Source organism: Streptomyces sp. NPDC051105, from assembly GCF_040682795.1.
Taxonomy (GTDB): Bacteria; Actinomycetota; Actinomycetes; order Streptomycetales; family Streptomycetaceae; genus Streptomyces.
In genome coordinates, this window is sequence record NZ_JBFBBR010000007.1 from 182,460 (window position 1) to 208,510 (window position 26,051).

The 26,051-nt window shown below is 70.6% G+C and carries 25 protein-coding genes; 11 read left to right on the forward strand and 14 right to left on the reverse strand.

The features are described 5' to 3' along the window. Positions 1-35: 35 nt before the first annotated feature. The 4 genes from AB0N16_RS19470 to AB0N16_RS19485 are packed head-to-tail and all read left to right on the forward strand — an operon-like array spanning position 36 to position 3,393. The gene (locus tag AB0N16_RS19470) at positions 36-1,001 is read left to right on the forward strand and encodes an ABC transporter substrate-binding protein (RefSeq protein ID WP_365798215.1); all 966 of its coding nucleotides are present in this window, start codon (positions 36-38) and stop codon (positions 999-1,001) included. Then, a complete protein-coding gene (locus tag AB0N16_RS19475; RefSeq protein WP_365798217.1) occupies positions 998-1,780 on the forward strand; it encodes an ABC transporter permease in 783 nt (260 codons plus the stop codon). The genes AB0N16_RS19470 and AB0N16_RS19475 overlap by 4 nt, the downstream gene beginning before the upstream one ends. Continuing rightward, positions 1,777-2,553: an ABC transporter permease gene (locus tag AB0N16_RS19480; protein ID WP_365798219.1), complete on the forward strand. Its 777-nt coding sequence runs from the start codon at positions 1,777-1,779 to the stop codon at positions 2,551-2,553. Before AB0N16_RS19475 ends, AB0N16_RS19480 begins: the two co-directional genes overlap by 4 nt. Before the next feature lie 24 nt (positions 2,554-2,577). Beyond that, positions 2,578-3,393: an ABC transporter ATP-binding protein gene (locus tag AB0N16_RS19485; protein ID WP_365798221.1), complete on the forward strand. Its 816-nt coding sequence runs from the start codon at positions 2,578-2,580 to the stop codon at positions 3,391-3,393. On the opposite strand, the gene AB0N16_RS19490 is transcribed toward AB0N16_RS19485, so the two are convergent. The 11 genes from AB0N16_RS19490 to AB0N16_RS19540 form a co-directional block, all read right to left on the reverse strand. Continuing rightward, on the reverse strand, positions 3,362-5,539 hold the full coding sequence (locus AB0N16_RS19490) for a discoidin domain-containing protein (RefSeq protein ID WP_365798223.1): 2,178 nt from the start codon (positions 5,537-5,539) through the stop codon (positions 3,362-3,364). The two genes, AB0N16_RS19485 and AB0N16_RS19490, sit on opposite strands and share 32 nt — an antisense overlap. 54 nt (positions 5,540-5,593) lie before the next feature. Beyond that, the gene (locus tag AB0N16_RS19495) at positions 5,594-7,201 is read right to left on the reverse strand and encodes an alpha-amylase family glycosyl hydrolase (protein ID WP_365798225.1); all 1,608 of its coding nucleotides are present in this window, start codon (positions 7,199-7,201) and stop codon (positions 5,594-5,596) included. A gap of 30 nt (positions 7,202-7,231) precedes the next feature. Next, the gene (locus AB0N16_RS19500; protein ID WP_365798227.1) at positions 7,232-8,113 is read right to left on the reverse strand and encodes a carbohydrate ABC transporter permease; all 882 of its coding nucleotides are present in this window, start codon (positions 8,111-8,113) and stop codon (positions 7,232-7,234) included. Beyond that, the gene (locus AB0N16_RS19505) at positions 8,110-9,066 is read right to left on the reverse strand and encodes a sugar ABC transporter permease (protein ID WP_365798229.1); all 957 of its coding nucleotides are present in this window, start codon (positions 9,064-9,066) and stop codon (positions 8,110-8,112) included. Before AB0N16_RS19505 ends, AB0N16_RS19500 begins: the two co-directional genes overlap by 4 nt. A 5-nt stretch (positions 9,067-9,071) precedes the next feature. Beyond that, positions 9,072-10,424 carry an extracellular solute-binding protein gene (locus AB0N16_RS19510; protein ID WP_365798230.1) on the reverse strand — a complete coding sequence of 451 codons (1,353 nt, stop codon included), beginning with the start codon at positions 10,422-10,424 and terminating at the stop codon, positions 9,072-9,074. Positions 10,425-10,564: 140 nt separating this feature from the next. Further along, a complete protein-coding gene (locus tag AB0N16_RS19515; protein WP_365798232.1) occupies positions 10,565-11,560 on the reverse strand; it encodes a LacI family DNA-binding transcriptional regulator in 996 nt (331 codons plus the stop codon). Positions 11,561-11,688: 128 nt separating this feature from the next. After that, complete coding sequence (locus AB0N16_RS19520; RefSeq protein WP_365798234.1) at positions 11,689-12,594, reverse strand: pentapeptide repeat-containing protein; 906 nt, start codon at positions 12,592-12,594, stop codon at positions 11,689-11,691. Between the two features lie 149 nt (positions 12,595-12,743). Beyond that, on the reverse strand, positions 12,744-13,559 hold the full coding sequence (locus AB0N16_RS19525) for an ABC transporter permease (protein WP_365798236.1): 816 nt from the start codon (positions 13,557-13,559) through the stop codon (positions 12,744-12,746). 11 nt (positions 13,560-13,570) lie between these two features. Continuing rightward, entirely contained in the window at positions 13,571-14,434 is an 864-nt protein-coding gene (locus tag AB0N16_RS19530; protein WP_365798238.1) for an ABC transporter permease, read from the reverse strand. Positions 14,435-14,437: 3 nt separating this feature from the next. Then, positions 14,438-15,628 (reverse strand): ABC transporter substrate-binding protein, encoded by a 1,191-nt coding sequence (locus tag AB0N16_RS19535; RefSeq protein ID WP_365798240.1) that lies wholly within the window; start codon positions 15,626-15,628, stop codon positions 14,438-14,440. Positions 15,629-15,657: 29 nt separating this feature from the next. Then, complete coding sequence (locus AB0N16_RS19540; protein ID WP_365798242.1) at positions 15,658-16,689, reverse strand: ABC transporter ATP-binding protein; 1,032 nt, start codon at positions 16,687-16,689, stop codon at positions 15,658-15,660. A gap of 123 nt (positions 16,690-16,812) precedes the next feature. On the opposite strand from AB0N16_RS19540, the gene AB0N16_RS19545 reads away from it, so the two are divergent. Beyond that, positions 16,813-17,553 (forward strand): GntR family transcriptional regulator, encoded by a 741-nt coding sequence (locus AB0N16_RS19545; RefSeq protein ID WP_365798244.1) that lies wholly within the window; start codon positions 16,813-16,815, stop codon positions 17,551-17,553. Between the two features lie 38 nt (positions 17,554-17,591). Then, a complete protein-coding gene (locus tag AB0N16_RS19550) occupies positions 17,592-18,371 on the forward strand; it encodes a hypothetical protein (protein ID WP_365798246.1) in 780 nt (259 codons plus the stop codon). A 91-nt stretch (positions 18,372-18,462) separates the two neighbouring features. On the opposite strand, the gene AB0N16_RS19555 is transcribed toward AB0N16_RS19550, so the two are convergent. After that, on the reverse strand, positions 18,463-19,131 hold the full coding sequence (locus AB0N16_RS19555) for a hypothetical protein (protein WP_365798248.1): 669 nt from the start codon (positions 19,129-19,131) through the stop codon (positions 18,463-18,465). A 246-nt stretch (positions 19,132-19,377) separates the two neighbouring features. On the opposite strand from AB0N16_RS19555, the gene AB0N16_RS19560 reads away from it, so the two are divergent. The 3 genes from AB0N16_RS19560 (at position 19,378) to AB0N16_RS19570 (ending at position 21,068) form a co-directional block, all read left to right on the forward strand. Next, entirely contained in the window at positions 19,378-20,034 is a 657-nt protein-coding gene (locus AB0N16_RS19560; RefSeq protein WP_365798250.1) for a helix-turn-helix transcriptional regulator, read from the forward strand. A 39-nt stretch (positions 20,035-20,073) separates the two neighbouring features. Beyond that, on the forward strand, positions 20,074-20,625 hold the full coding sequence (locus AB0N16_RS19565) for a toxin-antitoxin system, toxin component (RefSeq protein WP_365798565.1): 552 nt from the start codon (positions 20,074-20,076) through the stop codon (positions 20,623-20,625). A gap of 215 nt (positions 20,626-20,840) precedes the next feature. Then, complete coding sequence (locus AB0N16_RS19570; RefSeq protein ID WP_362573241.1) at positions 20,841-21,068, forward strand: hypothetical protein; 228 nt, start codon at positions 20,841-20,843, stop codon at positions 21,066-21,068. A 27-nt stretch (positions 21,069-21,095) separates the two neighbouring features. Here AB0N16_RS19570 and AB0N16_RS19575 read toward each other — a convergent pair whose 3' ends face one another. Together AB0N16_RS19575 and AB0N16_RS19580 are read right to left on the reverse strand one after the other, a co-directional pair. After that, complete coding sequence (locus AB0N16_RS19575) at positions 21,096-21,776, reverse strand: 4'-phosphopantetheinyl transferase superfamily protein (RefSeq protein ID WP_365798252.1); 681 nt, start codon at positions 21,774-21,776, stop codon at positions 21,096-21,098. After that, a complete protein-coding gene (locus AB0N16_RS19580) occupies positions 21,724-22,629 on the reverse strand; it encodes a metallophosphoesterase (protein ID WP_365798254.1) in 906 nt (301 codons plus the stop codon). Before AB0N16_RS19580 ends, AB0N16_RS19575 begins: the two co-directional genes overlap by 53 nt. Positions 22,630-22,985: 356 nt before the next feature. On the opposite strand from AB0N16_RS19580, the gene AB0N16_RS19585 reads away from it, so the two are divergent. Further along, the gene (locus AB0N16_RS19585; RefSeq protein ID WP_365798256.1) at positions 22,986-24,110 is read left to right on the forward strand and encodes an ATP-grasp domain-containing protein; all 1,125 of its coding nucleotides are present in this window, start codon (positions 22,986-22,988) and stop codon (positions 24,108-24,110) included. Between the two features lie 218 nt (positions 24,111-24,328). Continuing rightward, positions 24,329-26,008 carry a carbohydrate binding domain-containing protein gene (locus AB0N16_RS19590; protein ID WP_365798258.1) on the forward strand — a complete coding sequence of 560 codons (1,680 nt, stop codon included), beginning with the start codon at positions 24,329-24,331 and terminating at the stop codon, positions 26,006-26,008. The last annotated feature ends 43 nt before the right edge of the window (positions 26,009-26,051 follow it).

Genomic DNA, 26,051 nt, shown 5'->3' on the forward strand with positions numbered 1-26,051 from the left:
CTGTCGGAACACCGTTGTCTGCACAGGAGGAGCCCATGCGTCGTCTGCTCGCCGGTCTCGCGGCCGGCACCATCCTGCTCACCACGGCGGCCTGCGGCTCCTCCGGGGGCTCGGCGTCCACATCGCCCTCGTCGGGCGGCACCACCACCGTCAAAGTGGGCATCATCCCCATCGTGGACGTGGCCCCCCTGTACCTCGGGCAGAAGGAGGGCTTCTACAGCAAGCGCGGCCTGAAGCTGTCGATGACGCTCGCGCAGGGCGGCGCGGCCATCGTGCCGGGCGTGACGAGTGGTCAGTTCCAGTTCGGCTTCAGCAACATGACCTCGCTGTTGATCGCCCAGTCCAACAGCGTGCCGGTGCAGGCGATCGCCAACGGCGTGGCCTCGACGGGCGTGGCGGGCAAGGACTTCGGCGGACTCGTCGTGAAGAAGGGCAGCGACATCACCTCGGCGAAGCAGCTGGAGGGCAGAAAGGTCGCCGTCAACACGCTGAAGAACATCAACGAGACCGCGGTCCGCGCGTCGGTGCGCAGGGCGGGCGGCGACCCGGACAAGGTGAGCTTCGTCGAGCTGGCCTTCGACCAGATGCCGGCCGCGCTCGACAAGGGGCAGATCGACGCGGCGATGGCGGTCGAACCGGCGCTCGCCACCATGAAGCTCGCGGGCGCCACCGAGATCGCCTCGCCGTTGGTCGACGTGGCGAAGAACCTCACCGTGGCCATGTACTTCACCTCGACGTCGTACGCGCAGCAGAACCCCGACGTCGTGAAGAAGTTCCAGGAGGCCACGGCCGAGTCGCTGTCCTACGCGGACGCGCACCCGGACGAGGTCCGGCAGATCGTCACCACCTACACCAAGACCCCCGCGGACGTGCTGGCCGCGGTGACCCTGCCGAAGTGGCCGGCCGACCCGAACCGTACGTCGATCGACGCGCTGGAGAAGCTGAGCGAGCAGGACGGCCTCTTCAGGACGGCACCCGACCTGGACAAGCTGCTGCCGTGAAGGATGCGAAAGGGCTGAACACCGCACTCGGTGCGGCCGGGCTCGCGGCCTTCCTCGCCCTCGGCGAGGCGGTGCCACGGCTCGGTCTGGTCAAGGCGGACTACCTCCCGCCGACCAGCCGGATCGCCCGTGCCCTCGGCACCGAACTCGCCGACGGGGCCTTCTGGTCGGCGCTCGGCGACACCCTCACCGGCTGGGCGGCGGGCCTGGCCGTCGCGGTCGGCGCCGGCATCGTGGCGGGGGTCGTCCTCTCGGTCGTCCCGCACCTGCGCGAGGCCACCGCCTCCACGGTCGAGTTCCTCCGCCCGATCCCCTCGGTCGCCCTGATCCCCCTCGCCGTCCTGCTCTACGGCACCGAACTCCGCTCGGTCCTGCTGCTCGTCGTCTACGCCTCCTTCTGGCAGGTCCTGATCCAGGTGATGTACGGCGTCCAGGACGTCGACCCGGTCGCCGACGAGACAGCGCGGTCGTACGGACTGGGCACCTGGGCCCGGGTCCGCCATGTGCTGTGGCCGACCGCGCTGCCGTATGTGATGACCGGTGTCCGGCTGGCCGCCGCGGTCGCGCTGATCCTCACCATCACCGCCGAACTGGTCATCGGCGCACCGGGGTTGGGCCAGCAGATCGCCGTGGCGCAGGCCTCGCAGGCGGTGCCGGACATGTACGCCCTGATCGTGGTCACCGGGCTGCTGGGCCTGCTCATCAACGTGGGCGCCCGGTCGGTGGAGCGGCGGGCGCTGGCCTGGCACCAGTCGGTGCGCGGGGAGGTGGCGGTGTGAGGCGGCTGCTGCTCGGAGCGGTGTACGTCCTGGCCCTGCCCGTCGTACTGGTCGCGCTGTGGTGGGTGGCCTCCGACGGCAGTACGGACGTCTACTGGCCGCCGCTGCGCACCATCCTGAAGACCTTCCCGGACGTCTGGACCGGTCAGCGGCTCCGTGACGACCTGCTGCGCAGTGTGCTGCGGCTGCTCGCCGGGTACGCGACGGCGGCCGTCGTCGGCGTGGCCCTGGGCATGGTCGTCGGCTCGTACCGGCGGGTGCGGGCGGTGTGCGAGCCGGTGCTCGAATGCCTGCGGGCGGTACCGCCGCCCGTCCTCGTCCCCGTCATCATGCTGTTCGCGGGCATCGGCGACACCATGAAGATCGTGGTGATCGTCAGCGGCTGCGTCTGGCCGATCCTGCTCAACACGGTCGAGGGGGTACGGGCGGTCGACCCGGTGATGACGGAGACGGCCCGCTCCTACGGCATCACGGGCGTGACCCGGCTGCGTACGCTGGTACTGCGTTCGGCGAGCCCGCGGATCTTCGCGGGCCTGCGGCAGGCGCTGTCGATCGGGATCATCCTGATGGTCATCAGCGAGATGTCCGCGGCCAGCAACGGGCTCGGCTTCACCATCGTGCAGTTCCAGCGCGGTTTCGCGATCCCCGACATGTGGACCGGGATCCTGGTGCTGGGCCTGCTCGGCTTCGCGCTGTCGGTGGTCTTCCAACTGGTCGAGCGGCGGGTGCTCGGCTGGTACCACGGGCTGCGCGCGACAACCCGGCGGTCCTGAGTGAGCATCGTGAAGGGGCGGTCCATGCTCGACGTACGCGGCCTGCGGAAGGTCTACGACGGTTCCGGCCGTCGCATCGAGGCGGTGCGGGACCTCACCTTCACCGTGGAGGCGGGCGAACTCGTCTGTCTCGTCGGCCCGTCGGGCTGCGGCAAGACCACCCTGCTCAAGTGCATGGGCGGTCTGCTCACCCCGACCGGCGGCGAAGTCCTGCTGGAGGGACGGAAGGTGACCGGGCCGCCGCCCGGGACGGCGTTCGTCTTCCAGGAGTACGGCCGTAGCCTGTTCCCCTGGATGCGGGTCGCGGACAACGTCGAACTCCCGCTGAAGCAGAAGCGGTTGACGCGGGAGCGGCGCAGGGAGCTGGTCTCCGACGCGCTGCGCTCGGTCGGCCTCACGGACGCCGCCGGCGCCTATCCCTGGCAGCTCTCGGGCGGTATGCAGCAGCGGGTCGCGATCGCCCGGGCCCTCGCCTACGAACCCCGGGTCCTCTTGATGGACGAGCCGTTCGCCGCCGTCGACGCCCAGACCCGGGCCGATCTGGAGGATCTGGTCCGGGGTCTGTGGCGGGAGCGCGGGATCACGATCCTGTTCGTCACCCACGACATCGACGAGGCGGTCTACCTGGGCCAGCGGGTGATCGTCCTGTCCGCCTCGCCGACCGTCGTCCAGGAACAGCTGAAGGTCGATCTGCCGGACGAGCGCGACCAGTTGCACACCCGGGTCGCCCCGCGCTTCGCCGAACTGCGCACCCATGTGTACGAGCAGATCCAGGCGGCGAAACGCGGGACTCCCCGGGCGGCGGAGGTCACGACGTCAGATACGCCTCCACCTCGCTGAACTGCGCCGCCGGCCAGGCGTTGTTGGCGGTGACGGTCAGCCGCAGATAACGCAGGTTGGTGCTGCCGGGCAGGGCGACGGTGACGGTGTTGCCGGTGGCCGGGTCGAACCGGTAGCCGGTGGACCCCACGACGGTCGAGTAGTTCGAGCCGTCGGTGCTGCCCAGCACGGTGATCGTCTGGGTGCGCGCGCCCCAGGCCGAGGACGGCGGCAGCTTCAGCACCAGCCGGCGGGCCGCGTAGGAGGAGCCGAGGTCGACGGTCAGCGACTGCGGGAAGGCGTTGTTGGCGGACTCCCAGTAGCTGTTGGCGTCGCCGTCGACCGCCTTGCCGGGCGTGTACACGTCCTGCGAGCCGGTGGCGGTCGCCGGGCGGCCCTTCGCGAGGTTGCGGGCCGGGTCCGGGTCGGGGTTGCCGGCGCCGGGCTGCGGCCAGCTGGAGCAGTCCGACCAGGTGCTGGACCAGCCGGAGTTCCCCCCGCCGTCGGTGAGCGCGAAGGAGCCCGAGTTCGCCGGGTAGGGGCAGTTGTAGACGCCGGCCACGCCGACGCCGGTGGCGGTGACGTTGCGGAAGGTGGCGGCGCCCTGCGCCTCGGCCTGGACGACGACCGTCCCGGTGTTCCGCACGGTCGCGCCGGTGACGTTGACGTTCCGGACCGGGTATCCCTGGCCGCCGCCGGAGACGAACTCGAAGGCGCTGTACGGGCTGTCGGTGATCGTGGTGTTGGTGATGTTGACGGTGGCGTTGATGGCGCTGTCGTAGGAGTCGACGCGCAGCGCGCCCATCGGGTGGTTCCAGTTGGGGTTGATCGCGCCGGCGCGCACGAGCGTGTTGCCGTCGACCGTGATGGTGCCGGCGAGCGGGGAGAAGGGATCCGCGAACTTCTGGTTGGAGATGGCGATGCCGCTGCCCAGTGCGTTGGTGTCGGAGATCAGGTTGTTCCGCACGGCGATGTCGGTGCCGCCGTAGATCGCGATGCCGTTGGCCAGGTTCGGCTGGGAGATGGTGTTGTTGGTGAAGCTGGAGTTGGTGTCGGGCGAGTACAGCGACCACATGGCGAGGGAGTCGTCGCCCTGGTTGCGCAGGAAGTTGTTGCGGACCTGGACGCCATGGGCGGTGCCGTTGAGGTTGAGGCCGTCGGCGGTGGTGTCGAGGATGCGGTTGTTCTCGACGACCAGGTTGTCGTTGTTGCCCGTCAGCCAGAAGCCGCACTTGAGGTGCTGGATCCACATCCCGGAGACCGAACTGTTCGGCCCCAGCGACCCGTTGACGAAGTTGTCCGGGTTGGAGTCGACGCGTTCGGTGACCTCGCCGATCACCGCGAAGTTGTTGATGTGGACGTTCCCGGCGGAGCTGGACTGGTCGATGAACCGGGAGGTGTGCACGACCGAGTACCAGTTGCCGGCGCCCTGGAGGGTCACGTTCTGCACGCCACTCAGGGAGGACGTCAGCCTGTAGTCGCCCGGCGGGATCCACACCGTGCCGCCCTGGGCGGCGGCGATGGCGTCCCGGAAGGCCTGGGTGGAGTCGCCGTTGCCGCTGGGGTCGGCGCCCTTGGAGGTGACCGAGACCGACCCGGCGGGTTGCGCGGCGGCCGCGGTGACCTGCTCGAAGTCGGCGACGTCGACGGTGACCTGGGTCCCGGTGGACTCGAAGGCGACCTTGGCGCCGGCCTGGATGTTCTGGCCGAGCAGCAGCCGGGCGTTGTCGAAGAAGTGGTGCTGCTTGGCGCCGGCGATCCAGCCGGTGTCGACGTAGGAGTACTTCGACGTGACGGCCAGGGTCTTCGCCAGCTTGACGCCGTTGACGTACACGTTGAGGGTGCCGGTCTGGCCGTCGGGGACGCTGTAGGAGAGGTTCACGGCGTTGGACGCCTGGGGTGCGGTGAACTCGACGCGCTGCCCGGAGGTGAGGCGCACGGCCTGGCGGCCGGAGGCCTCGGAGGCGAGGGTGCCCTGGGTGTAGTCCGGGCCGATCCTGCTGCCGGTGGTGGTCGCCGCCTCCGCCTCGACCGAGGTGAAGGGCAGGCTCGCGCCCGCGGCCGCGTGGGCGGCGGGCGCGACGGCGACGAGCATGCCGGCGGCGAGGGCGACAGCGGCCGCCACTACTGGCATGCTCCTGACAGATCTGGCTGTGGTGCTCTGCATCTGCTGATCCCTTCGGGGTGGGGGGAGGGAAATAGCGCGAGCGGAACCGGCGGCTCAGGTCATCAGCCAGGCCGCCGTGTCCTGCGGCAGACGGCCCGTGCCGTCCAACGGGCCGCTGGTGAGCAGAAGTTGGGTGTGGGCGGGGAGTTCGGCAGGGTCGGGCGCGAGGTTGACCACGCAGATCACTCCCTCGGCGCGGGTGAAGGCGAGGACGCCCTCGGGGGCGGGCAGCCAGGTCAGCGGGCCGGCCCCGAAGAGGGGGCGGGCGGCGATGGCGCGGCGGTAGAGGCTGAGCATGGAGTCGGCGTCGTCCTGCTGGCGGTCGGCCGCGTACGAGGCCCAGCCGGCCGGCTGCGGCAGCCACGGCTCCTCACGCGAACCGAATCCCGCGTACGGCAGGTCGGCGGCCCAGGGCATCGGTACCCGGCAGCCGTCCCGGCCGGGATCGGTGCCGCCCGACCGGAAGTACATCGGGTCCTGGATGCGGTCCGCCGGGATCTCGGCCTCGGGCAGCCCCAGCTCCTCCCCCTGGTACACGTACACCGCGCCGGGCAGCGCCAGGGACAGCAGCGCGGCCGCGCGGGCCCTGCGGGTGCCCAGCTCCAGGTCGGTGGGGGTGCCGAAGGCCTTGGTCGCGAAGTCGAAGGCGGTGTCCTCGCGGCCGTAGCGGGTGACCGTGCGGGTCACGTCGTGGTTGCACAGCACCCAGGTGGCGGGCGCGCCGACCGGGGCGTGCTCGGCGAGGGTGGTGTCGATCGACGTCCGCAGCCGGGCGGCGTCCCAGGGGCAGGACAGGAAGGAGAAGTTGAAGGCGGTGTGCAGTTCGTCGGGGCGGAGGTAGCGGGCGAAGCGCTCGGCGTCGGGGAGCCAGACCTCGCCGACGAAGACCCCGTCGTAGGCGTCGGCGACCGCGCGCCACGCGCGGTAGACGTCGTGCAGGTCGTCACGGTCGACGAAGGGGTGCGGCTGCGGGTCCGTGGCCAGGTCGGGCAGGTCCGGGTCCTTGGCGAGCAGGGCGGCGGAGTCGATGCGGACGCCGGCGACGCCCCGCTCGAACCAGAACCGCAGGATGTCCTCGTGCTCCTGGCGGACGGCCGGGTGGGCCCAGTTGAGGTCGGGCTGTTCGGGGGTGAACAGGTGCAGGTACCAGTCGCCGTCGGGCAGCCGGGTCCACACCGGTTCGGTGGAGCCGAGGAACTGCGACGGCCAGTCGTTGGGCGGGAGTTCGCCGTGCTCGCCACGCCCCGGGCGGAAGTGGAACAGCTCGCGCTCGGGGCTGCCGGGGCCGGCCGCCAACGCCGCCCGGAACCAGGGGTGCTGGTCGGAGACGTGGTTGGGGACGATGTCCACGATCGTCCGGATGCCCAGCTCCGCCGCCTCGGCGATGAGTTTCTCGGCCTCGGCCAGGGTGCCGAACGCCGGGTCGATGGCCCGGTAGTCGGCGACGTCGTAACCGCCGTCCTTCAGCGGTGACAGGTACCAGGGGTTGAACCACAGGGCGTCCACGCCCAGGCCGGCGAGGTACGGCAGTTTGGCGCGGACGCCCGCGAGGTCGCCGGTGCCGTCGCCGTCGCCGTCCGCGAAGCTGCGGACGTACACCTGGTAGATGACGGCGGAACGCCACCAGTCGAGGTCCTTCGGGGCATGGCTGGGCTGTCCCACTGTGCGTGCCTTTCTGTCGGAGGAAGGGCGTCAGCCCTTGGTGCTGCCCGCGCTGATCCCGGCGATGATGTGCCGCTGGAAGACGAGGAACAGCGCGACCATCGGGATGCTGGCGATCACCATCGCGGCGATGAGCACGGTGAGCTGGATGTTCTGCGACAGCTGGACCAGTGCCACGCTGATGGGCTGCTTGTCGGTGTCCGAGAAGACCATCAGCGGCCACAGGAAGTCCTGCCACACCGCGACCAGGGCGAAGATCGACACCACCCCGAGCACCGGGCGGGACATGGGCAGCACCACCGACCACAGGATGCGCAGCTTGCCGGCGCCGTCGATCTCGGCGGCCTCCAGCACATCGCGCGGCAGTTGGTCGAAGAACCGCTTGAGGAGATAGAGGTTGAAGGCGTTGGCGACGGCCGGGAGCCAGATACCGAGCGGGTCGTTCAGCAGGCTGGTGTGGATGAACGGCAGGTCGGCCACGGTCAGGTACTTGGGTACGACCAGGGCCTGGGCCGGGACCATGAGGGTGGCCAGGATGCCGCCCAGGACCACGTTGCCGAACGCCGGCTTCAGTTTCGACAGGGCGTAGGCGGCGGCCGTGCAGAACACCAGCTGGAAGGCCCAGGCGCCGGCCGCCTGCACCACCGTGTTCCACAGGTGCTGGGGCAGCTGCATCAGGTCCCAGGCGTCGGTGTACCCGCTGAGGTGCCAGTGCTTGGGGACGATGGTGGGCGGGGTCTGGGCGACCTCGTCCGGGGACTTCATCGCGCCGGTCACCATCCAGTACACGGGGAACAGGAAGGCGAGGGCGAAGAGCAGGACGATTCCGGTGAAGACGGTCCAGTAGACCGCCTTCCCGCGCGGGCGGGCCAGGGTCGCCGGCGAGATCAGGGTGCGGGTGGCGCTGCTCATCCGTCCTCCCCGGAGCGGGTCAGCCGCAGATAGCCGGCGGAGAAGACACCGAGCAGCACCAGGAGCATGACGCTGAGGGCGCAGGCGCCGCCGAAGTCGTTGTAGAGGAACGCGTACTTGTAGATGAGGTAGAGCACGGTGACCGTGGCGTTCTCCGGGCCGCCCCCCGTGATGACGAACGGTTCGGTGAACACCTGCATGGTGGCGATGATCTGAAGGAGCATCAGCATCAGGATGACGAACCTGGTCTGGGGGATCGTCACATGACGCACGCGTTGCAGGAGGTTCGCGCCGTCCAGTTCGGCGGCCTCGTACAGCTCGCCGGGGATGGACTGGAGGGCGGCCAGGTAGATCAGGACGGTGCCGCCCATGTTCGCCCAGGTGGCCACGATCACCAGGGAGACGAGCGCGGTGTCGGCGCCGTTGGACCAGTTCGAGGTGGGCAGGTGCAGGAAGCTGAGGGTCTCGTTGGCGAGGCCGGCTCCAGGGTCGTAGAACCACTTCCACAGCAGGGCACTGACCACCGGCGGGATCATCACCGGCAGGTAGACCACGACCCGGAAGAACGCCTTCGCGTGCCGCAACTCGTTGAGGACCAGGGCGAGTACGAACGGGATCGCGAACCCGATCAGCAGCGCGAGCAGCGTGAAGGTGAGGGTGTTGCGCCAGGCCGCCGAGAACTCGGGGTCGTGCAGGACCCGGGTGAAGTTGGCGGTGCCGACCCATTCCGGGGACGAGCCGGGCGTGTACTTCTGGAAGGCGATCACGACCGCGCGGATCGCCGGGTACCAGGAGAACAGGGCGAAGCAGATCAGTCCGCCCAGCAGGAAGCCGTAGGCCCGGGCCTGGTCGAGGATCCGGCGCCGCCTCCGGTCCCCTGCCGGGGGCGGCGCCGGGGCGTGTCGGGCGCCGACCGCCGCCCGGGCGGGTCGGCGCTCGGCCGTCTTGGTCATCGCGGTCAGCTCCGCGCCAGGATGCCGTCGATCTTCTCGTTGGCATCCTTGAGGAGCTGGTCGATGTCGGCGTCCTTCTTGGTGAGGACGGCGGAGACGGCGCCGTCGAGGACGGAGTAGATCTGCTGCGCGTTGGGCGGCTCGATCTTCATCTGGAGGGACTGGTTGCCGTCCAGGAAGGCCTGGTAGTTCTCCACCGGGACGTTGGCGTTGGCCTTCTTGACCTGCTGGTCCTTGGCGTCGGCGGCGCCGGTGAACAGGCGCGGCTCGGGCAGGCCCACGGGTGCGTTGTTCTTCTTGGCGCGGGCGTAGTCGCCGAGGAAGCCGTCACCGGGGGTGAGGAACATGGAGTCGAGCCACTTGAGGCCGGCCTTGATCTGCGCCGGGGTGTCCTTCTTGTTGAACATGTAGCCGTCGCCGCCGATGAGGGTGCCCTGGCCGCCGGGCATCGGGGCGAGGGCGAGGTCCTTGTAGTTGCCGCCCTTCTCCTTGACCAGGATCGGGATGTTGTCCGGCGCGGAGAGGTACATGCCGAGCTTGCCCGAACCCATCATCTGCTGCACGTCGTTGATGATCAGCAGCTGCTTGCTGCCCATCGAGTTGTCGGTCCAGCGCATGTCGTGCAGGTTCTGCAGGACCGCGTGGCCCTGGGGGGTGTCGACGGTCGCCGTCTTGCCGTCGGCGGAGACGACGTCACCGCCCTGGGAGTACAGCTCGGCGGTGAAGTGCCAGCCGCCCTGGTTCTGCGCGCTGTAGTCGGCGTATCCGACGGTGCCGTTGCCGAGGGCGGCGATCTTCTTGGCGTCGGCGCGGACCTCTTCCCAGGTCGCCGGCGGCTTGTCGGGGTCGAGACCGGCCTTCTGGAAGAGCGCGCGGTTGTAGATCAGCCCCATGCTGTAGCCGGTCCGCGGGATGCCGTAGACCTTGCCGTCCACGGTGTAGATGTCCCGCAGCTGCTTCTGGATGGTGTCGTAGCTCTTCAGGTCCTTGAGGTACGGCGTGAGGTCGGCGGCCTGGTTGATGTCGACGACGTGCTTGGCGTCGGTGAAGTACGTGTAGAAGACGTCCTCCATCTGGCCGCCGGCCAGCTTGGCGTCGAAGGTCTTCGGGTCCTGGCAGGGGAACGCGTCGTGGGCGACGACGTCGATGTCCGGGTTCTTCTTCTCGAAGTCGGCGAGGTCCTGGTCGAAGAACGAGCGGTCGACCTTGGCGCTCTTCGGCGGCTCGCAGTTGACGGTGATACGTGTCTTGCCGCTGCCCGCGTCGTCGTCGCCCGACCCGCAGGCCGAGGCCGAGAGCGCAAGGGACGAACAGACACCTATCGCGACGAGAGCACGGCGGAACCCGGTGCTGGACATCGGTGGACCCCCCAGAACAGGAGCAGTGGGCGCCGCACCGGGACCGGTGGGCGCCGCACACTCAAGCACCGGCAGCACCGCCGCGCAAGATGTCGCGCAGAATCTGTAATTATTCGACAGCGGATGGGGTCTACTGGGGCTCAGGCTTTCGGCGCTTGCGCGGTCGACCCCCTGACAACCAGCTCCGGCTCGAACAGCAACTCCTCCGCCGGGACCACCGTGCCGCCGATCTGAGCGTTCAGCAGCTCGACGGCGGCCCGCCCCATGGCCTCGATGGGCTGGCGGACGGTGGTGAGCGGGGGCTCGGTGCAGTTCATGAACGCCGAGTCGTCGTAGCCGACCACGGAGATCCGGGACGGGACGTCCAGGCCCTTGCGGCGGGCCGCCCTGATCGCCCCCAGCGCCAGGGGGTCGCTGGCGCAGATGATGCCCGTGACGCCCTGGTCGATGAGGCGCGTGGCGGCCGCGTGACCGCCCTCGATCGAGAACATGGCCCGGGCGACGTTCGCGTCCGGGAGGTCGCCCATGGTGCGCGCGGCGGCCAGCTTGCGGGCCGACGGCATGTGGTCGCCGGGACCGAGGACGAGCCCGATGTGCTCATGGCCGAGGGAGGCGAGGTGCCGCCAGGCCTGCTCCACCGCCACCGCGTCGTCGCAGGACACCGCCGGGAAGCCGAGGTGCTCGATGGCGGCGTTGACCAGCACCACCGGGATGTTGCGGTCGGCGAGCAGCCGGTAGTGGTCGTGGGGCGCGTCGGCCTGGGCGTACAGGCCGCCGGCGAACACCACGCCCGAGACCTGCTGTTGCAGCAGCAACTCGACGTAGTCCGCCTCGGAGACCCCGCCCTTGGTCTGGGTGCACAGCACCGGGGTGAGACCGAGCTGGGCGAGCGCGCCGCCGATGACCTCGGCGAAGGCCGGGAAGATGGGGTTCTGCAATTCGGGCAGGACCAGACCGACGAGCCGGGCCCGCTCGCCGCGCAGCTGGGTGGGGCGCTCGTAGCCGAGGACGTCCAGGGCCGAGAGCACCGCCTGCCGGGTGGCCTCGGAGACCCCGGGCTTGCCGTTGAGCACCCGGCTGACCGTGGCCTCGCTGACCCCGACCTTCTTGGCCACTTCCGCAAGTCGTCGCGTCATGGACGCAAGAGTAGCGCAAGATACGCAAGCCCTTTGCGTAGCGGGGGGATCCACCGCCGCCCGGAGGTCCGGGGACGGCCCGCGGCCCTGCACGGGGGAGGGCGGCCCGGCTTCGGGCCCGGCACCGGTCAGGGCGTGGGCCACACCGTGCTGTTGTCGCTGCGGACCCCCGCGAGGTCGGCTCCGGACAGCAGCGCCCCGTCGAGGTTGGCTCCCCTCAGGTCGGCGCCGCGCAGGTTCGCTCCACGCAGATCGGCCCGCTGGAGGTGTGCCTCGCGCAGATCCGCCTCGGCAAGCTGGGCTCCTCGCATGTTGGTCCGACGCAGATCGGCGTTGACGAGACGGCCGCGGTTCAGGTCGACGTCCGGCATCCAGGCCCAGGCCAGGTTGGAGTGCCGGAGGTTCGCGGCCGTGAGGCGCGCTCGGGTGAGCCGGCAGTGGCGCAGGTCCACCCGGGACAGGTACAGGGGCGCCTCACCCGGGTGGACGGGTCTGCGTCCGATCACGTGTACGGCGATCTGGACGTCCGGCGCCCTGCTGCTCAGCCACGGCGTCTGCGGATCGACCTCGGCGGTCGGGTGCACGGGCCCGTCCACGGCTCCCACGGACCAGGCCGCGTGCTCCCGGACGAACCCGGCGAGCACGTACGCGACGGTCGGACGGTCGGACGGGCTGTTCCTGGCGACGCGTTCGAGGGCGTAGATGCCGCCCACCCGCACGTCCAGGCTGTCGCTCCCCAGTTGGTCGATGGCGCGGGTGAAACGCTCGGTCACCTGGCCCTCGTGCGTGATCTGGAGCTGTCGCCATCCGGCGGCGGCACCGGCGAGGACGACGATCCCGCCCAGGAACTGGAGCAACTGCCCGCGCAGATCCCTCTGGAGCTGCGACTGAGCCTGCTGGAGCTCGATCCGCTTGTCCCCCTTCGGCACCGAGGTCAACTGCGCCTGGGAGAGCGGTGGGTATATCAGCCGCGGCACCCAGACGACGACGGCCAGCGCGAGCAGCACCGCCGAGACCGCCAGCAGGGCGGACATGAGCCAGGGCGGCCGCCGGGTCAACCGGAGCCTGCCCGCACGGCCGTCGCCGTCTCCCCCGCGTTCCTCATGGCCACGTCCTGCCCACTGTCGCGGCCCCCCAGTCGTCCTCCGCCCCCGCTCCGCCGGACGATCCGAACGCGGGCCCGCTACACCCGGCTGGCGGTCGCCGTGTCCGCCGACAGCCTTTGCGCACCGTAGATCGGGACGACGGACAGCAGCACGAGCACGGCCGCCACCACGTTCACCACCGGCGCCTGTTGCGGGCGGGTCATGTTGTCGAAGATCCACAGGGGCAGGGTCTGGACGCCCGGCCCGGCGGTGAAGGTGGTGACCACGATCTCGTCGAAGGAGAGCGCGAAGGCGAGCAGTCCGCCCGCGAGCAGCGCCGAGCGCACCAGCGGGAAGGTGACGTCGGCGAAGGCCCGGAAGGTGTCCGCGCCCAGGTCGGCCGCCGCTTCCTCGTAGCTGCCGGAGGTGCGGCGCAGTCGGGCGACGACGTTGTTGAAGACGATCACCACACAGAAGGTGGCGTGTCCGACGACCACCGTGAACAGGCCGAGTCCGACCCCGAGCGGCGCAAGGACCGTGCTGAAGGCCGAGTTGAGGGCGATGCCGGTGACGATGCCGGGCAGGGCGATCGGCAGGACGACCACGAAGGAGAGTGCGTCCCGGCCGAAGAAGCGGTGGCGGGCGACCGCGAAGGCGATCAGCGTGCCGAGCACCAGGGCGATCGCGGTGGCGCCGAGCCCGGCCATCACCGAGGTCCACAGGGCCTCGCGGGCGCCGGAGCTGTGCCAGGCGGCCGACCACCAGCGGGTGGTCAGGCCGGGCGGCGGCCAGCTCGCGCTGCGGTCGGGGTTCAGGGAGTTGACGAGGACCAGCAGCAACGGCACGTAGATCACCGCGAAGCCGAACCCGGCGGCGACGCGCACCGCGATCCGCGCGGAACGGGAGAGTTGCACGGCGGGCTCCTCTACAGGCTGCGCAGCGCGCCCGTGCGGCGCATCGCGAGCAGGTACAGCACGATGACGACGACCGGGACGGTGGCGAGCGCGGCGGCCATGGGCAGGTTGAGTTCGATGTTGGCGTAGACGAGGTTGCCGATGAGCTGGGTCTTGCCGCCGACGATCTGCACGGTGATGTAGTCGCCGAGGCTGAGTGAGAAGGTGAACACCGACCCCGCGGCGACCGACGGCAGCACCATCGGCAGCACCACGGAACGGAAGGTCCGCCCGGCGCGGGCGCCGAGGTCCGCGGAGGCGTCCAGCAGGTTGTCGGGCAGCTGCTCCAGCGCGGTGTGGATCGGCAGGACCATGTAGGGCAGCCACAGGTAGGTCAGGGTGAGCACGGTGGCCGGCAGTCCGAAGCCGGGCCCGCTCAGCCCGAAGGGCTTCAGCAGCCAGTCGGCGAGCCCGCCCTCGGACAGGATCAGCCGCCAGGCGTACACCTTGACCAGGTAACTCGCCCACAGCGGGGTGAGGATGGCGACCACGAGCAGCGGGCGCCGGCTCGGCTCGGCGACCCGGGCGGTGTAGAAGGCGACCGGGAAGGCGATCACCGCGCACAGGGCGGTCACCGCGAGGGCGACGCCGACGCTGCGCAGGATCACCTGCCGGAACACCGGTGTCGTGAACAGTTCGTGGAAGTTGTCGGTCGACCAGACCTTCACCACCTCGGAGGTGAAGGAGTCCGTCGTCCAGAACGCGGAGACGAACAGCACCGCCAGCGAGCCCAGATAGAGCACGGCCAGCCACAGCACCGGGGCGGTCAGCAGCAGGGCGAGGCGGAGCCGGGGGCGCCGGTGCAGCGCCCCCGCGGTCCGGGTGAGCACGGTCATGGCTCAGCCCTTGATCTCGGTCCAGGCCTGTACCCACTTGGCGTACGGCACGCACTTGACGTCGGTGCGGCCGTCCAGGCACTGCTCGATGGGCGTGTTCCAGAAGGCGATGTTCTTCCAGTAGCTCTCGTCGGCCGCGTGATAGGTCGCGCAGAAGCTCTTGTCGCTGGTCAGATCGCAGGCCTTGGCGTTGGCCGGGGCCTCGCCGAAGTACTCGGCGACCTCGGCGTTGACCTTCGGGGAGACGATCCAGTTCAGCCACTGGTAGGCGCAGGTGGGGTGCTTGGCCTTGGCGGAGACCATCCAGGTGTCGGACCAGCCCGTCGAACCCTCCTTGGGCACGAAGGCCTTGACCTCGGCGCCCTCGTCGGCGGCCAGGTTGGCGATGACCTGCCAGCTGGTGCCGATCACGGAGTCGCCGCTCTTGAAGGCGGAGATCTCCTTGAGGTAGTCGCTCCAGTACTCGCCGATGTCCGCGTTCTGCTTCTTCAGCAGGGCGACGGCCGCGTCGAACTGCTTCTGGTCGAGCGCGTAGGGGTCCTTGATCTTCAACTCCGGCTTGGTGGCCTTGAGGTACAGGGCCGCGTCGGCGATGTAGATCGGCGAGTCGTAGGCGGTGACATGGCCCTGGTACTTCGCCGCGTCGTCGAAGACGGCCGACCAGGAGGTGGGTGCGGGGGTCACCTTCTGGGTGTTGTACATCAGCAGGTTGGCGCCGCGGCCGTGCGGGATGCCGTACATCTGGCCCTTGACCGAGTTCCAGGCGCCGTTCTTCAGACCGCTGAAGACGTCCTTGTAGTTCGGTACGAGCTTGGTGTTGACCGGGGCCGCGTCGCCGGAGGCGATCAGGCGCAGGGAGGCGTCGCCGGAGGCGGAGACGGCGTCGTACTCGCCGGTCTTCATCAGTTTGACCATCTCGTCGGAGCTGGCGGCGACCTTGGAGTGGACCTGGCAGCCGGTCTGCTTCTCGAAGTCGCTGACCCAGTCCACCTTGGGGTCGTCGGAGCCGTCCTCGACATAGCCGGCCCAGGCGATCAGGTTGACCTCGCCCTCGCTCTTGCCGAGCTTGGCGAGGGGCTTGAGGTCGGGCGGGTTGAGCCCGGTGGAAGAACCGGAGCCGGAGGAGCCGCAGGCGGTGGCGGCCAGCAGCAGCGCGGCAGCGGCGACCGCGGTGCGGGGACGGGGGAGGCGCACGACGTACTCCAGAGGTGAGGGACGGCGGGTCAGTCGGGGACGTGGACGGTGTGCCGGCGCTGCCAGCGCAGCCGGACGCGGGTGCCGCGGTAGGCGGCGACGTCCTCGGCGGAGGTGTCGAGGTTCTGCTGGAGCGCGGTGAGCCGGCCGCCGCCGTCCAGGTCGACCAGGAAGCGGGTGGCGTCGCCGAGGTAGACCACCTCGGCGACGGTGCCGACGGCGTCGGCGTGGTCGGATTCGCCCGGGCCCGCGGTCTCCTCGAGGACCCGGATCTTCTCGGGCCGGATGCTGTGGGTGCCGCTCTCGCCGAACACCCGCCGGGCGGTGTCCCCGGTGAGCAGGTTGGAGGTGCCGACGAAGGAGGCGACGAAGGCGGTGGCGGGGCGTTCGTAGATCTCGGCGGGGGTGCCGACCTGTTCGATACGGCCCTGGTGGAAGACGGCGACGCGGTCGCTCATCGTCAGGGCCTCCTCCTGGTCGTGGGTGACGAAGACGAAGGTGATGCCCACCTCCCGTTGCAGGGCCTTGAGTTCGAGCTGCATCTGCTCGCGCAGCTTGAGGTCGAGGGCACCGAGGGGCTCGTCGAGCAGCAGGACGCGGGGGCGTCCGACGAGGGCGCGGGCGAGGGCGACGCGCTGGCGCTGGCCGCCGGAGAGCTGGGCGGGGCGGCGGCCGCCGAAGCCGTCCAGGCGGACCTCGGCGAGGGCTTTGCGGGCGCGGACCAGGCGTTCGGCCTTGGCGATCCGGCGGACCTTGAGGGAGTAGGCGACGTTCTGCTCGACGTTCATGTGCGGGAACAGCGCGTAGTCCTGGAAGACGGTGTGCACGTCCCGTTCGAAGGGGGCACGGCGGGTGACGTCCTGTCCGGCGAGTTCGACCACTCCCGAGGTGGGGCTCTCGAAGCCGGCGATCAGGCGCAGGACGGTGGTCTTGCCGGAGCCCGAGGGGCCGAGCATCGAGAAGAACTCACCGTCACGGATCTCCAGGTCGACTCCTGCCACGGCGGTGGTCTCGCCGAACGACTTCCGCAGATCCCGCAACCGGATCGCGCTGGCCTCCATGGGCGGGAACCTTTCTGGTGCTCTCTTGCGTTGCACGTGGTGAACGGAAAGATATGAAGTCATAGTTCAAAGCTCAAGACCCTTCTGAGGTAAAGCTTGGGTCAACGCATAGGGTGGTGGGCCGTGGAACAGCAGCAGACGGACGGCGGCGCCCGAAAGGCCGTCTTCGCCCCGGTGGACAGCGGGGCCCGGGTCGACGCCGTCGTACGCCGGATCGGCGACGCCATCGAGCTCGGACTGCTCGCGGACGGCGAGCAGCTGCCCGGCGAGACGGAGCTGGCCGGACAGCTGGGGGTGTCCACGGTGACCCTGCGGGAGGCGCTGATGGCGCTGCGCCAGCAGGGCCTGGTCGTCACCCGCAGGGGCCGCGGCGGCGGCAGCTTCGTCTCGCTGCCGGACACGCCCGGCCGGGAGCGTCTGCTGGAGCGGCTGCGCGGCTGGAGCCCCGAGGAACTGCGCGACCTCGGCGACCACTGGGCGGCCCTGTCCGGCACCGCCGCGCACCTCGCTGTACAGCGCACCGAGGACCACGACCTGGACCAGCTCCGCCGGACCACCGAGGAGTTGCGCAGGGCCCGGGACACGTCGGCGCGTTGCCGGCTGTACGGCCGTTTCCATGTGGAACTGGCCGCCGCCGCCCAGTCGGCCCGGCTCACTCGGGAACAGGTGGCGCTCCAGACGGAGGTCGGGGCGCTGCTGTGCCTTGTGCTCGGCGACGACGAATATCGTGAAGAGGTGGCGGACCGTCACCGGTCCGTAATCTCGGCCGTGCAGGATGGGGCGGACGCATCGGCCAGGGAGCTGGCCGAGCGGTGCGTGCGGGACTCGACGGCGCGGCTCATCGCCCTCCGGCTGACCCTGTAGCCGCGCCGCGCCCGCTCCCCCGTCCACCGGAGGGCAGCATGAGCCGCGGCACCGTCCCCTCCACATCCGTGACCAGGGCGCCGGCCGCCACCGAGGAGTACGTGGCCGAGCGGGTCGGCCGCGCCCTGGAGGCGGTGTTCGACGCCGTCGCGCAGACCCGCGCCGACACCGCCGCGCTGCTGTCCCGGGTGGCCGCCGAGGGCCGCCGGCCGGTGACCGCGGACCTCGCGGCACTGCGCCCCGGGCTCCATCTGCGCCTGATGCGGCAGGAGTTGGTCTCCGGTGTCGGTTTCGTGGCCGCGCCCGGACTGCTGGCCGACGTGCCGGCCTGGCTGGAGTGGTGGCAGAGCGACGCCGGCGGGGACGTACGGCCGCTGCTCCTCGACCTCGACCCGCGCACCTCGGCCTACTCCGACTACACGCACTGGGACTGGTTCACGCTGCCCCGGGACACCGGGCGGCGGGCGGTGGCCGGGCCGTACGTCGACTACCTCTGCTCGGACGAGTACAGCCTCACCCTGTCCGCACCGGTGGAACGGGCGGGCCGTTTCCTGGGCGTGGCCGCCGCGGACGTGTATCTACGGCACTTCGAGGCGGCCGCGCTGCCCCTGCTGCGGGCGCTGCCCGGCCCCGCCCGGCTGGTCAACGCACGCGGCCGGGTGGCGGCGTCGGCGGACCCGGCGCACCTGGCCGGCTCACTGACCAAGGGGCCGGACTTCGCGGCCGTGCTGGAGAGCGGACGGCCGGGCACGTTCGGCGCGCTGCGGTTGGTGCCCTGCCGGGGTGTGCCGCTGGTCCTTGCGGTGGCCCCGGCGTGAGACGGGACCCGCGTCCGGGCGGTGGCGGGCCGGAGCCGGTGCGGGCGTCCGGCCCGGCGCCGTCGGCGACCTGAACGCCGGCGGTGCCGGGTCAGGCGTCGGGGGTGGGGACCACGGTCAGATGGGCGCCCAGGCCGCCGGGCCGGCGGGCACGGCGCGGGGCGGCGGGGCGAGGGGCGGCGCGCAGCACCAGGGTGTAACGCGCGTAGCCCATGTCGTGCAGGGTGCTGGCGGTCTCGCCGACCACCCGGCACTCGGTGGCGCCCAGCATGGGGTCCGGGTGCAGCACCGGCCGGACGGCCCCGTCGAGCCGGGCGCCCTCCTCGCCGACCGCGCGCAGCCAGTGCGGCAGACCGTACCGGAAGGCGGCCTCCATGATCGGGTCCTGGGCGATCTCACGGCGGATCGACTGGAGTTCGTGGTCGTGGGCGTACCGCTCCAGGGTGGTCTTGAACTGGGCCAGCATCGGCAGGCACCAGCCCGATTCGTGCGCGCCGAGCACCGAGCCTGCGTCCGGATGGAACAGGACGAACCGGAGGAAGTTGTCCCCCGGCATGGCGGTGGGATGGGGGCCGACCCCCCGGAAAAGTGTCTCGAACGCGCCGTTGGCCAGCACCACGTCCCACCGGTGATCCACCACCAGGGACGGAAAAGGGACCGCGTCCAGCAGCAACGCGTAGTCCTGGAGATATGCCTGGGCCTCAAGACTTTCGGGGACGGGCCGCGGCGCCGGCCGCCGCCCACCTGCCTGATATGCCATCGGGAGGTCACCCCTCTTGCCTATGCGGCCTTCTCGCGGCGATGTGATCCTGCTGCCCCACCCAGAGGCATGTCAACTATCGTGGCATTTCGTGCCCGTTGACGGCCGAAATTGGCCACAGTTGTGGCGACACCTGGATGTGAGTTCGAACGACCCGCTAATCTCCGGGGGGTTCACGCCGGGCAGTGCACGGCGACCGCCGGTGCGAAGCCCCTGATTCCCCTGAGAGACGTAGGAGTTCTGTCGGTGACGGATGGCTACGAGGATCCGGGCGCCACGGCGACCGCCCAGCTGCCGGCCGTCGTCTCCCGCGTCACCGCGCTCGCCGACCGGCTCGGCGTGCCGTACGCCGAGGTCTACGACGTCGCACGGCTCTCCCACGCCTGCGGTGTCCCCGAGTCCGTGGTCAAGGTCCTGCTCAGCGGCCGGCCCGCGGGCGAACCCGATGTCCAGGAACGCTTCCTGCAACGCCTCGACCTGCTGCGCCGCACCCGCCTCAAGCCCAACGGCCGCAAGCACACCCAGCAGGAGATCGCCGACGGCGCGGGCATGTCCCGGCAGCAGGCCGGCGCCCTGCTCAACGGCGACCGGCGGCCGACCATGGAGCACTGCGACGCCCTCCAGCGCTTCTTCCGGGTGCACGCCGGATTCCTCACCGCCGCGGACCCCGAGGCGCTGGCCGGTGCCCTCCAGCGGGTCGAGCAGGAGCTGCTGCAGAAGCTGGCCGACCGGGAGCGGGCGGCGGCCGAGGCCGCGGCGGATCCCCTGGAGCGGCTGTTGCAGGACCACGGGGTGCGCGGGATCGCCTGGCGGGCCGCCCAGCTGCCCACCGACCAGCACCGGGACAAGGTCGCGGAATGGCTGGACATGCTCCTGGAAAGCGTCAAGCGGCCCGAGTCGTGAGCTGAGGGGGAACGGGAGAAGATGGCCATCGACAGGGACATGCGCCGGCTGAGCGGCGAGCTGGTCGGGGAGCTGACCCTGCCCGCGCCCGCCCCGCCGCAGGAGCTGTACCGGGCGCTGTGCGACGCGATGAGCCGCCGGCGCGGCCGCCCGGTCCTGTTCCGTACTGCCGTCTTCCCGCCCGGCACGGCCAGCGGGCTCTGGCTGGACCTGGCCGACCGCGACCTGGTCGTGGTCGAGGAACGCACCGCTCCCGACCACCAGTTGGTGATCCTCGGCCACGAACTGTGGCACATGCACGCCGACCACCACGGCCATGACGTCGAGGGGGTCGCGGTGGCGGCACGGCTCATCGACGAGGGCACGGGCTACGGTGCGGTCACCGACCTGGCCGCGGTCCAGGCCGCCGTCCGGCGGGTGGCCGCCCGTACCCGCTTCGACCAGGCCGAGGAACAGGACGCGGAGACCTTCGGGCTGCTGCTGGCCAGCAAGTGCCGGACCTGGCTCGCGGGTTCGGCCCTGCGCGGCCCGGTGCGGCGGCACGACGTGGCGGGGCGCATCGAGGCCTCGCTGGGCTATCCGGGGAAATGAGCCGGGCCCGCCCGATTCCGTTGCGGGCCGGGCGAGGAGACGTTCCCTCAGGAGGGGCGCGCGGTGGCTTCCGCGTCGGCTGAGCGGGCGAACCGAGGCGTAGCGGGCAGGCGTTGTCAGTGGCGGACGGCAAGCTGGTGGGTGCGCACCGCACACGCGGTGCGGCCGCGCCGTCCGGGCGCGTGACCGTGACGACCGACGGGGAGAGCCGAGCCATGCCCACCGCCGTACTGACCGACCGTGAGCGCACCGCCGTCCAGGCCTATCTGCGGCTGCTGCACACCGTCCGCGCGGCCTTCGACGGACCGCCGGACGGCGCTCGCCCCTTCCTGGTCCCACCGGCCGTGCTGGCCGAGGCCGAGGAGGCCCTGGCCCGGGCCGGACTCACCGGCAACGAGGAGGCGTTCTTCCGCCTCCTGCACGACTGGTGCCCGCCCACCTGAGCCGGCGGAGCGCGACCAGGGGCGCTGTCAGGGGTGCGGCACGATCACGGCCGAGGTCAGCATGCCGTGCCCCACGCTCCAGCGGCCCTCGAAAACCTGCAACCGCTCCCCGCCGACCTGGGGGCCGGGGACCAGGAGCCGGGCGTGCAGGGTGCCGTGCGGCCGCTCGCCGGGCTCCGGGACGAGCTCGATGTCGGCCTCCATGAAGTCCAGCCACTTCCCGGTGAGGGGGAACCACGCCTTGTAGACGGATTCCTTGGCGCTGAACAGCAGGCGGTCCCAGTGCACGTCGGGCCGCTCGGCCACGAGCCGGCGCAGCCGTTCCTGCTCCGCGGGCAGCAGGACGGACTCCGCGACGCCCTCGGGCAGCGGGGCGTGCGGTTCCGCGTCGATGCCCAGGGAGGCCAGGTCGGTGGCGCGGACCAGGGCGGCGGCGCAGTAGCCCTCGCAGTGGGTCATGCTGCCGACCAGCCCGTCCGGCCAGCGCGGTGCGCCGCGCTCGCCGCTCACGACGGGCTGCGGCGGGACCCCGAGCTTCTCCATGGCGCGCCGGGCGCAGGCGCGCACGGCGGAGAACTCGCGGCGGCGCTTGGGCACGGCACGCGCGACGAGCGCCGCCTCCTCGGGGTAGAGGGGGGCTTCGCGGATCGCCTCGTCACCGAGCATCTCCACGGCCACCACCGAGTCCGGGAGCAGCTCCTCGATCACCGGTTCCGACCTCCATCGGCAGAATACGGCGCAGCTTGCCCGGGGGCTGGGAGCGCTTGCGCCACTCGCGGGGGTATCCCACGGAGACCTCTTCGAAGCGGACGCCGTCGTGCCAGGTGGTCCGGGGGATGTGCAGGTGACCGTAGACCATGGTGTCGACGCGGAACCGGCGGTGCCAGTCGGCGGTGCGGGTGGTGCCGCACCACATGGCGAACTCGGGGTACCACAGGACGTCCGTGGGGTGCCGGTCCAGCGGGTAGTGGCCCGCCAGCACGGTCGGCAGCTCCTCGGGCAGCTCGGCGAGCCGGCGCTCGGTGGCCTCGACCCGGGCCCGGCACCAGTCCTCACGGGTCGGGTAGGGGTCGGGGTGCAGCAGGTACTCGTCGTTGCAGACGATGCCGGTGCGGTGCGCGTAGGCGAGGCCCTCCTCCTTGGTGGCGCAGCCGGCCGGCAGGAAGGAGTAGTCGTACAGGAGGAAGAGCGGTGCGACCACGACCGGGCCGCCCGGGCCCTCCCAGACGGGGTAGGGGTCCTCGGGGCTGACCACGCCGAGTTCCCGGCAGAGGTCGACGAGGTGCTCATAGCGGGCGACACCGCGCAGGGTGACCGGATCCTTGGGGTGGGTCCACAGGTCGTGGTTGCCAGGGGCCCACAGCACCTTGCTGAAGCGCCCGGCGAAGGTCTCCAGGACCCACCGGATGTCGGCGACGGTCTCCGCGACGTCACCGGCCACGATCAGCCAGTCGTCATCCGTCTCGGGGCGCATCTTCTCGACGAGCTCGCGGTTCTCCGGGTACGAGATGTGCAGGTCGCTGATGGCCAGCAGCTGCCCGGCACCGGCCGTGGACTCCACCCCGTACCCCTTCCGATCATGTCGTCACCACCCACCTCAACACATGACGGGTCCACGGAACAAGGGGACTTGTCGGCCTGTCGGCGGTCATTCGACGGCCGGAACCGGACAGGTCGCGCGGGTCGATGCCGTCAGTCAAGGAAACCGACGTGGACGGTGCAGGAAAACGCGCGTGGACAGTCCCGGGAAATCCGTAACACTGGCGTTGCACGCGGGGCCCCTTGAAAGCCGTATGATCCCCCCAACACCACCGCCACGAACTTCCCTTCGTCCAGGGCGGTTTGGTGACCCTCCAACCACCCTGCCCGGGCACGGGCCCGCTGACCCCTGCCCGAAAACCCCGGAAGGCGGCATTAATGCGCTCTCGCGTACGCGTCTGGCTCAACCGCACGTACGCGGAGAACGTGTTCTTCATGGATCAGCTGCGGAAAAATCCCAGCGACCGGGCGGTCGAGATCCATGCGACGCACGGTGACGCCGACTCCCCCGTGCTGGCCGCCGCCGACACCGCCGACCTGGAGCCGGAGGGCCTCTCCCCCGCCGCCTACGTCGAGTACGCGCTAGACCAGTGCCAGCGCCGTGGCATCGATGTCTTCGTGCCCCGGCTGCACCAGTCGGCGATCGTCGCCCACCGGGCCGACTTCGAGGCGGTCGGTACGGCCCTGCTGGCCCCGACGCCGGAGGGCACGGCGGTCTTCGAGGACAAGGCGACCGCGTATGAGGCCGTCGCTTCGGTCGGGGTCCCGGTGCCGCCGTGGTGGCGGGTCCGCACGGCGGACGAACTGACCACCGCGGTCGAGGCACTGGAGGCCGACGGGCACAAGGCCTGCTTCAAGCCGGCCGCCGGTGCGGGTGGCGTGGGCTTCCGGGTGATCACGCGCGCCCCCTTCTCGCTCTTCCACCTCAACGGGTTCCCGGGGCCGTATGTCCAGCTCGACCTGGTCCTGGACGCGCTGCGGCGGGCCGACCAGCCGGTGGACTGGCTGGTGATGCCGCGGCTGGAGGAGCCGGAGGTGTCCGTGGACTGCCTCACCGGGCCCGACAACCGGGTCCGGCTGGCGGTGGGCCGCACGAAGAAGGGCCGCCGCCGCGGCTTCACCCTGGACGAGCGGTGGCTGGCGCCGGCCCGCCTGATCGCCGAGGGCTTCGGGCTGCACTATCTGTCCAACATCCAGTTCCGGATGTACGGCGATGAGCCGGTGCTGCTCGACGTCAACACGCGTCCCGCCGGGGGGCTGCACCAGCTGTCACTCTGTGGGGTCAACGCGCCCTGGGCGGCCGTGCAGTTGGCGCTGGGCGAGGACCCCGGCGTGATCGAGCCGCCGTTCCTGGGGCAGGACTACGCGGTGGTGTCGGGGCCGAGGCATGTGTTGCCGTCGATTCCCGTGCGGCGGGAGGAGGCCGAGGAGATGGTGTTGCCCGCGCCGATGCCTGCGGCGGTGGAGGCCGTGAACGAAGCGGCTGCGGTGCTGCCGCTCTAGGTTGCCGGCCGGGTGCGGCGCCGTGGTGGTTTCTCGCGCCCGCGCGGCGGAGCCGCATATGAGCCACAGCCTCGCGCCCCCGGGTCGGTCTTCTCACCGGTATGGACCAATTCACGCTCGTTTCCTTGACAGGAGGATTGGTCCATACCAACTTTGTTGCGCACCCCCTTGCACCTTCGTGCAACTCCCGAACACCCCCATTCCATCAGGGAGATCGCGTGCGCAACTCGCTCAGACGTTCCAGACGTCGGATATTCGCCCTGCTCGGGTCCGCCGCTCTCGCGCTCGCCGGGGCCATCGCGTTGCCCGGTACCGCGCAGGCGGCCAACGTCCTCTCCAACCCCGGCTTCGAGTCGGGGAGCCTCTCCCCCTGGTCCTGCACCGGGAACCTCGGCTCGGTCGTGTCCTCCCCCGTGCACGGCGGCTCCAAGGCGCTCGCGGGAGCCGCGAGTGCCAGTGACACCGCCCAGTGCACGCAGACCGTCGCCGTGCAGCCCAACACGACGTACTCGCTCAGCGGCTGGGTCCGCGGCTCGTACGTCTATCTCGGGGTGACCGGCGGCGCCTCCACGTGGACGACCTCGGCGTCCCAGTACAGCCGGCTGACCGTCTCCTTCACCACCGGGGCCGCGCAGACCAGCGCCCAGATCTATGTCCACGGGTGGTACGCCCAGGGGACGTACTACGCCGACGACATCAGCCTCGACGGGCCCGGCGGCAGCTCGGACACGCAGGCGCCCACCGCGCCCACGAACCTCACCTCCACCGGGAAGACCTCGTCCAGCGTGTCGCTGTCGTGGTCGGCCGCGACGGACAACGTCGGGGTGACGGCGTACGACATCTACAGCGGGTCGAGCCAGGTGGCGAGCGTCTCCGGGACCTCCGGCACGGTGAGCGGGCTGTCGGCCAGTACGGCGTACACGTTCACGGTGAAGGCACGGGACGCGGCCGGGAACGTGTCGGCCGCCTCCAACTCCGTGTCCGTGACCACCGACGCGGGCAGCGGCGGCGGGACCGGCTTCAAGCAGGCCGCGCCCTACCTCTTCGAGGGCTGGGGCGATCCGCCGAGCCCCTCGACCGTGATGAGCGCGACCGGCATCAAGTCGTTCACCATGGCCTTCGTGCTGGACTCGGGCGGCTGCACCCCGGCCTGGGACGGCAGCCGGGCACTGACCGGCGGTGTCGACCAGACCGCGATCAACCAGATCCGGGCGGCCGGCGGTGACATCACCCCGTCGTTCGGCGGCTGGCAGGGCAGCAAGCTCGGCGCCAACTGCTCCTCCGCGAGCGCGCTGGCCGGGGCGATCCAGAAGGTGATCAACGCCTACGGTCTCACATCCGTCGACATGGACATCGAGAACACCGACGAGTTCGAGAACGAGGCCGTGCAGGCGAGGATCCTGACCGCTCTGAAGACGGTCAAGGCCAACAACCCCGGTCTGAAGACGATCGTCACCTTCGGAACGTCCACCACCGGGCCCACGTACTACGGCAACCGGCTCATCGAGCAGGCGCAGTCGCTCGGCGCGAACATCGACGTCTTCACGATCATGCCGTTCGACTTCGGCGGCGGCGCCGACATGTACGGCAACACCGTGGCGGCGGCCGAGGGGCTGAAGACCAAGCTGAAGTCCACCTTCGGGTGGGACGACGCGACGGCCTACGCGCACATCGGGATCTCCGGCATGAACGGTCTGTCGGACCAGCAGGAGACCACGACCCCGGCGATCTGGACGTCCATCCGTGACTGGGCGAACTCGCACCACATCGCCCGGCTCGCGTTCTGGGCCGTGAACCGGGACCGCGGCTGCGCGGGCGGTGGCGTGGTGAGCAACTGCTCCGGGATCAGCCAGAGCAACTGGCAGTTCACCTCGATCACGGCCGGCTTCACCGGCTGAGCATCGGCATCGGTGGCGTGGGGGTGCCTAGGGCCTGTCCGGC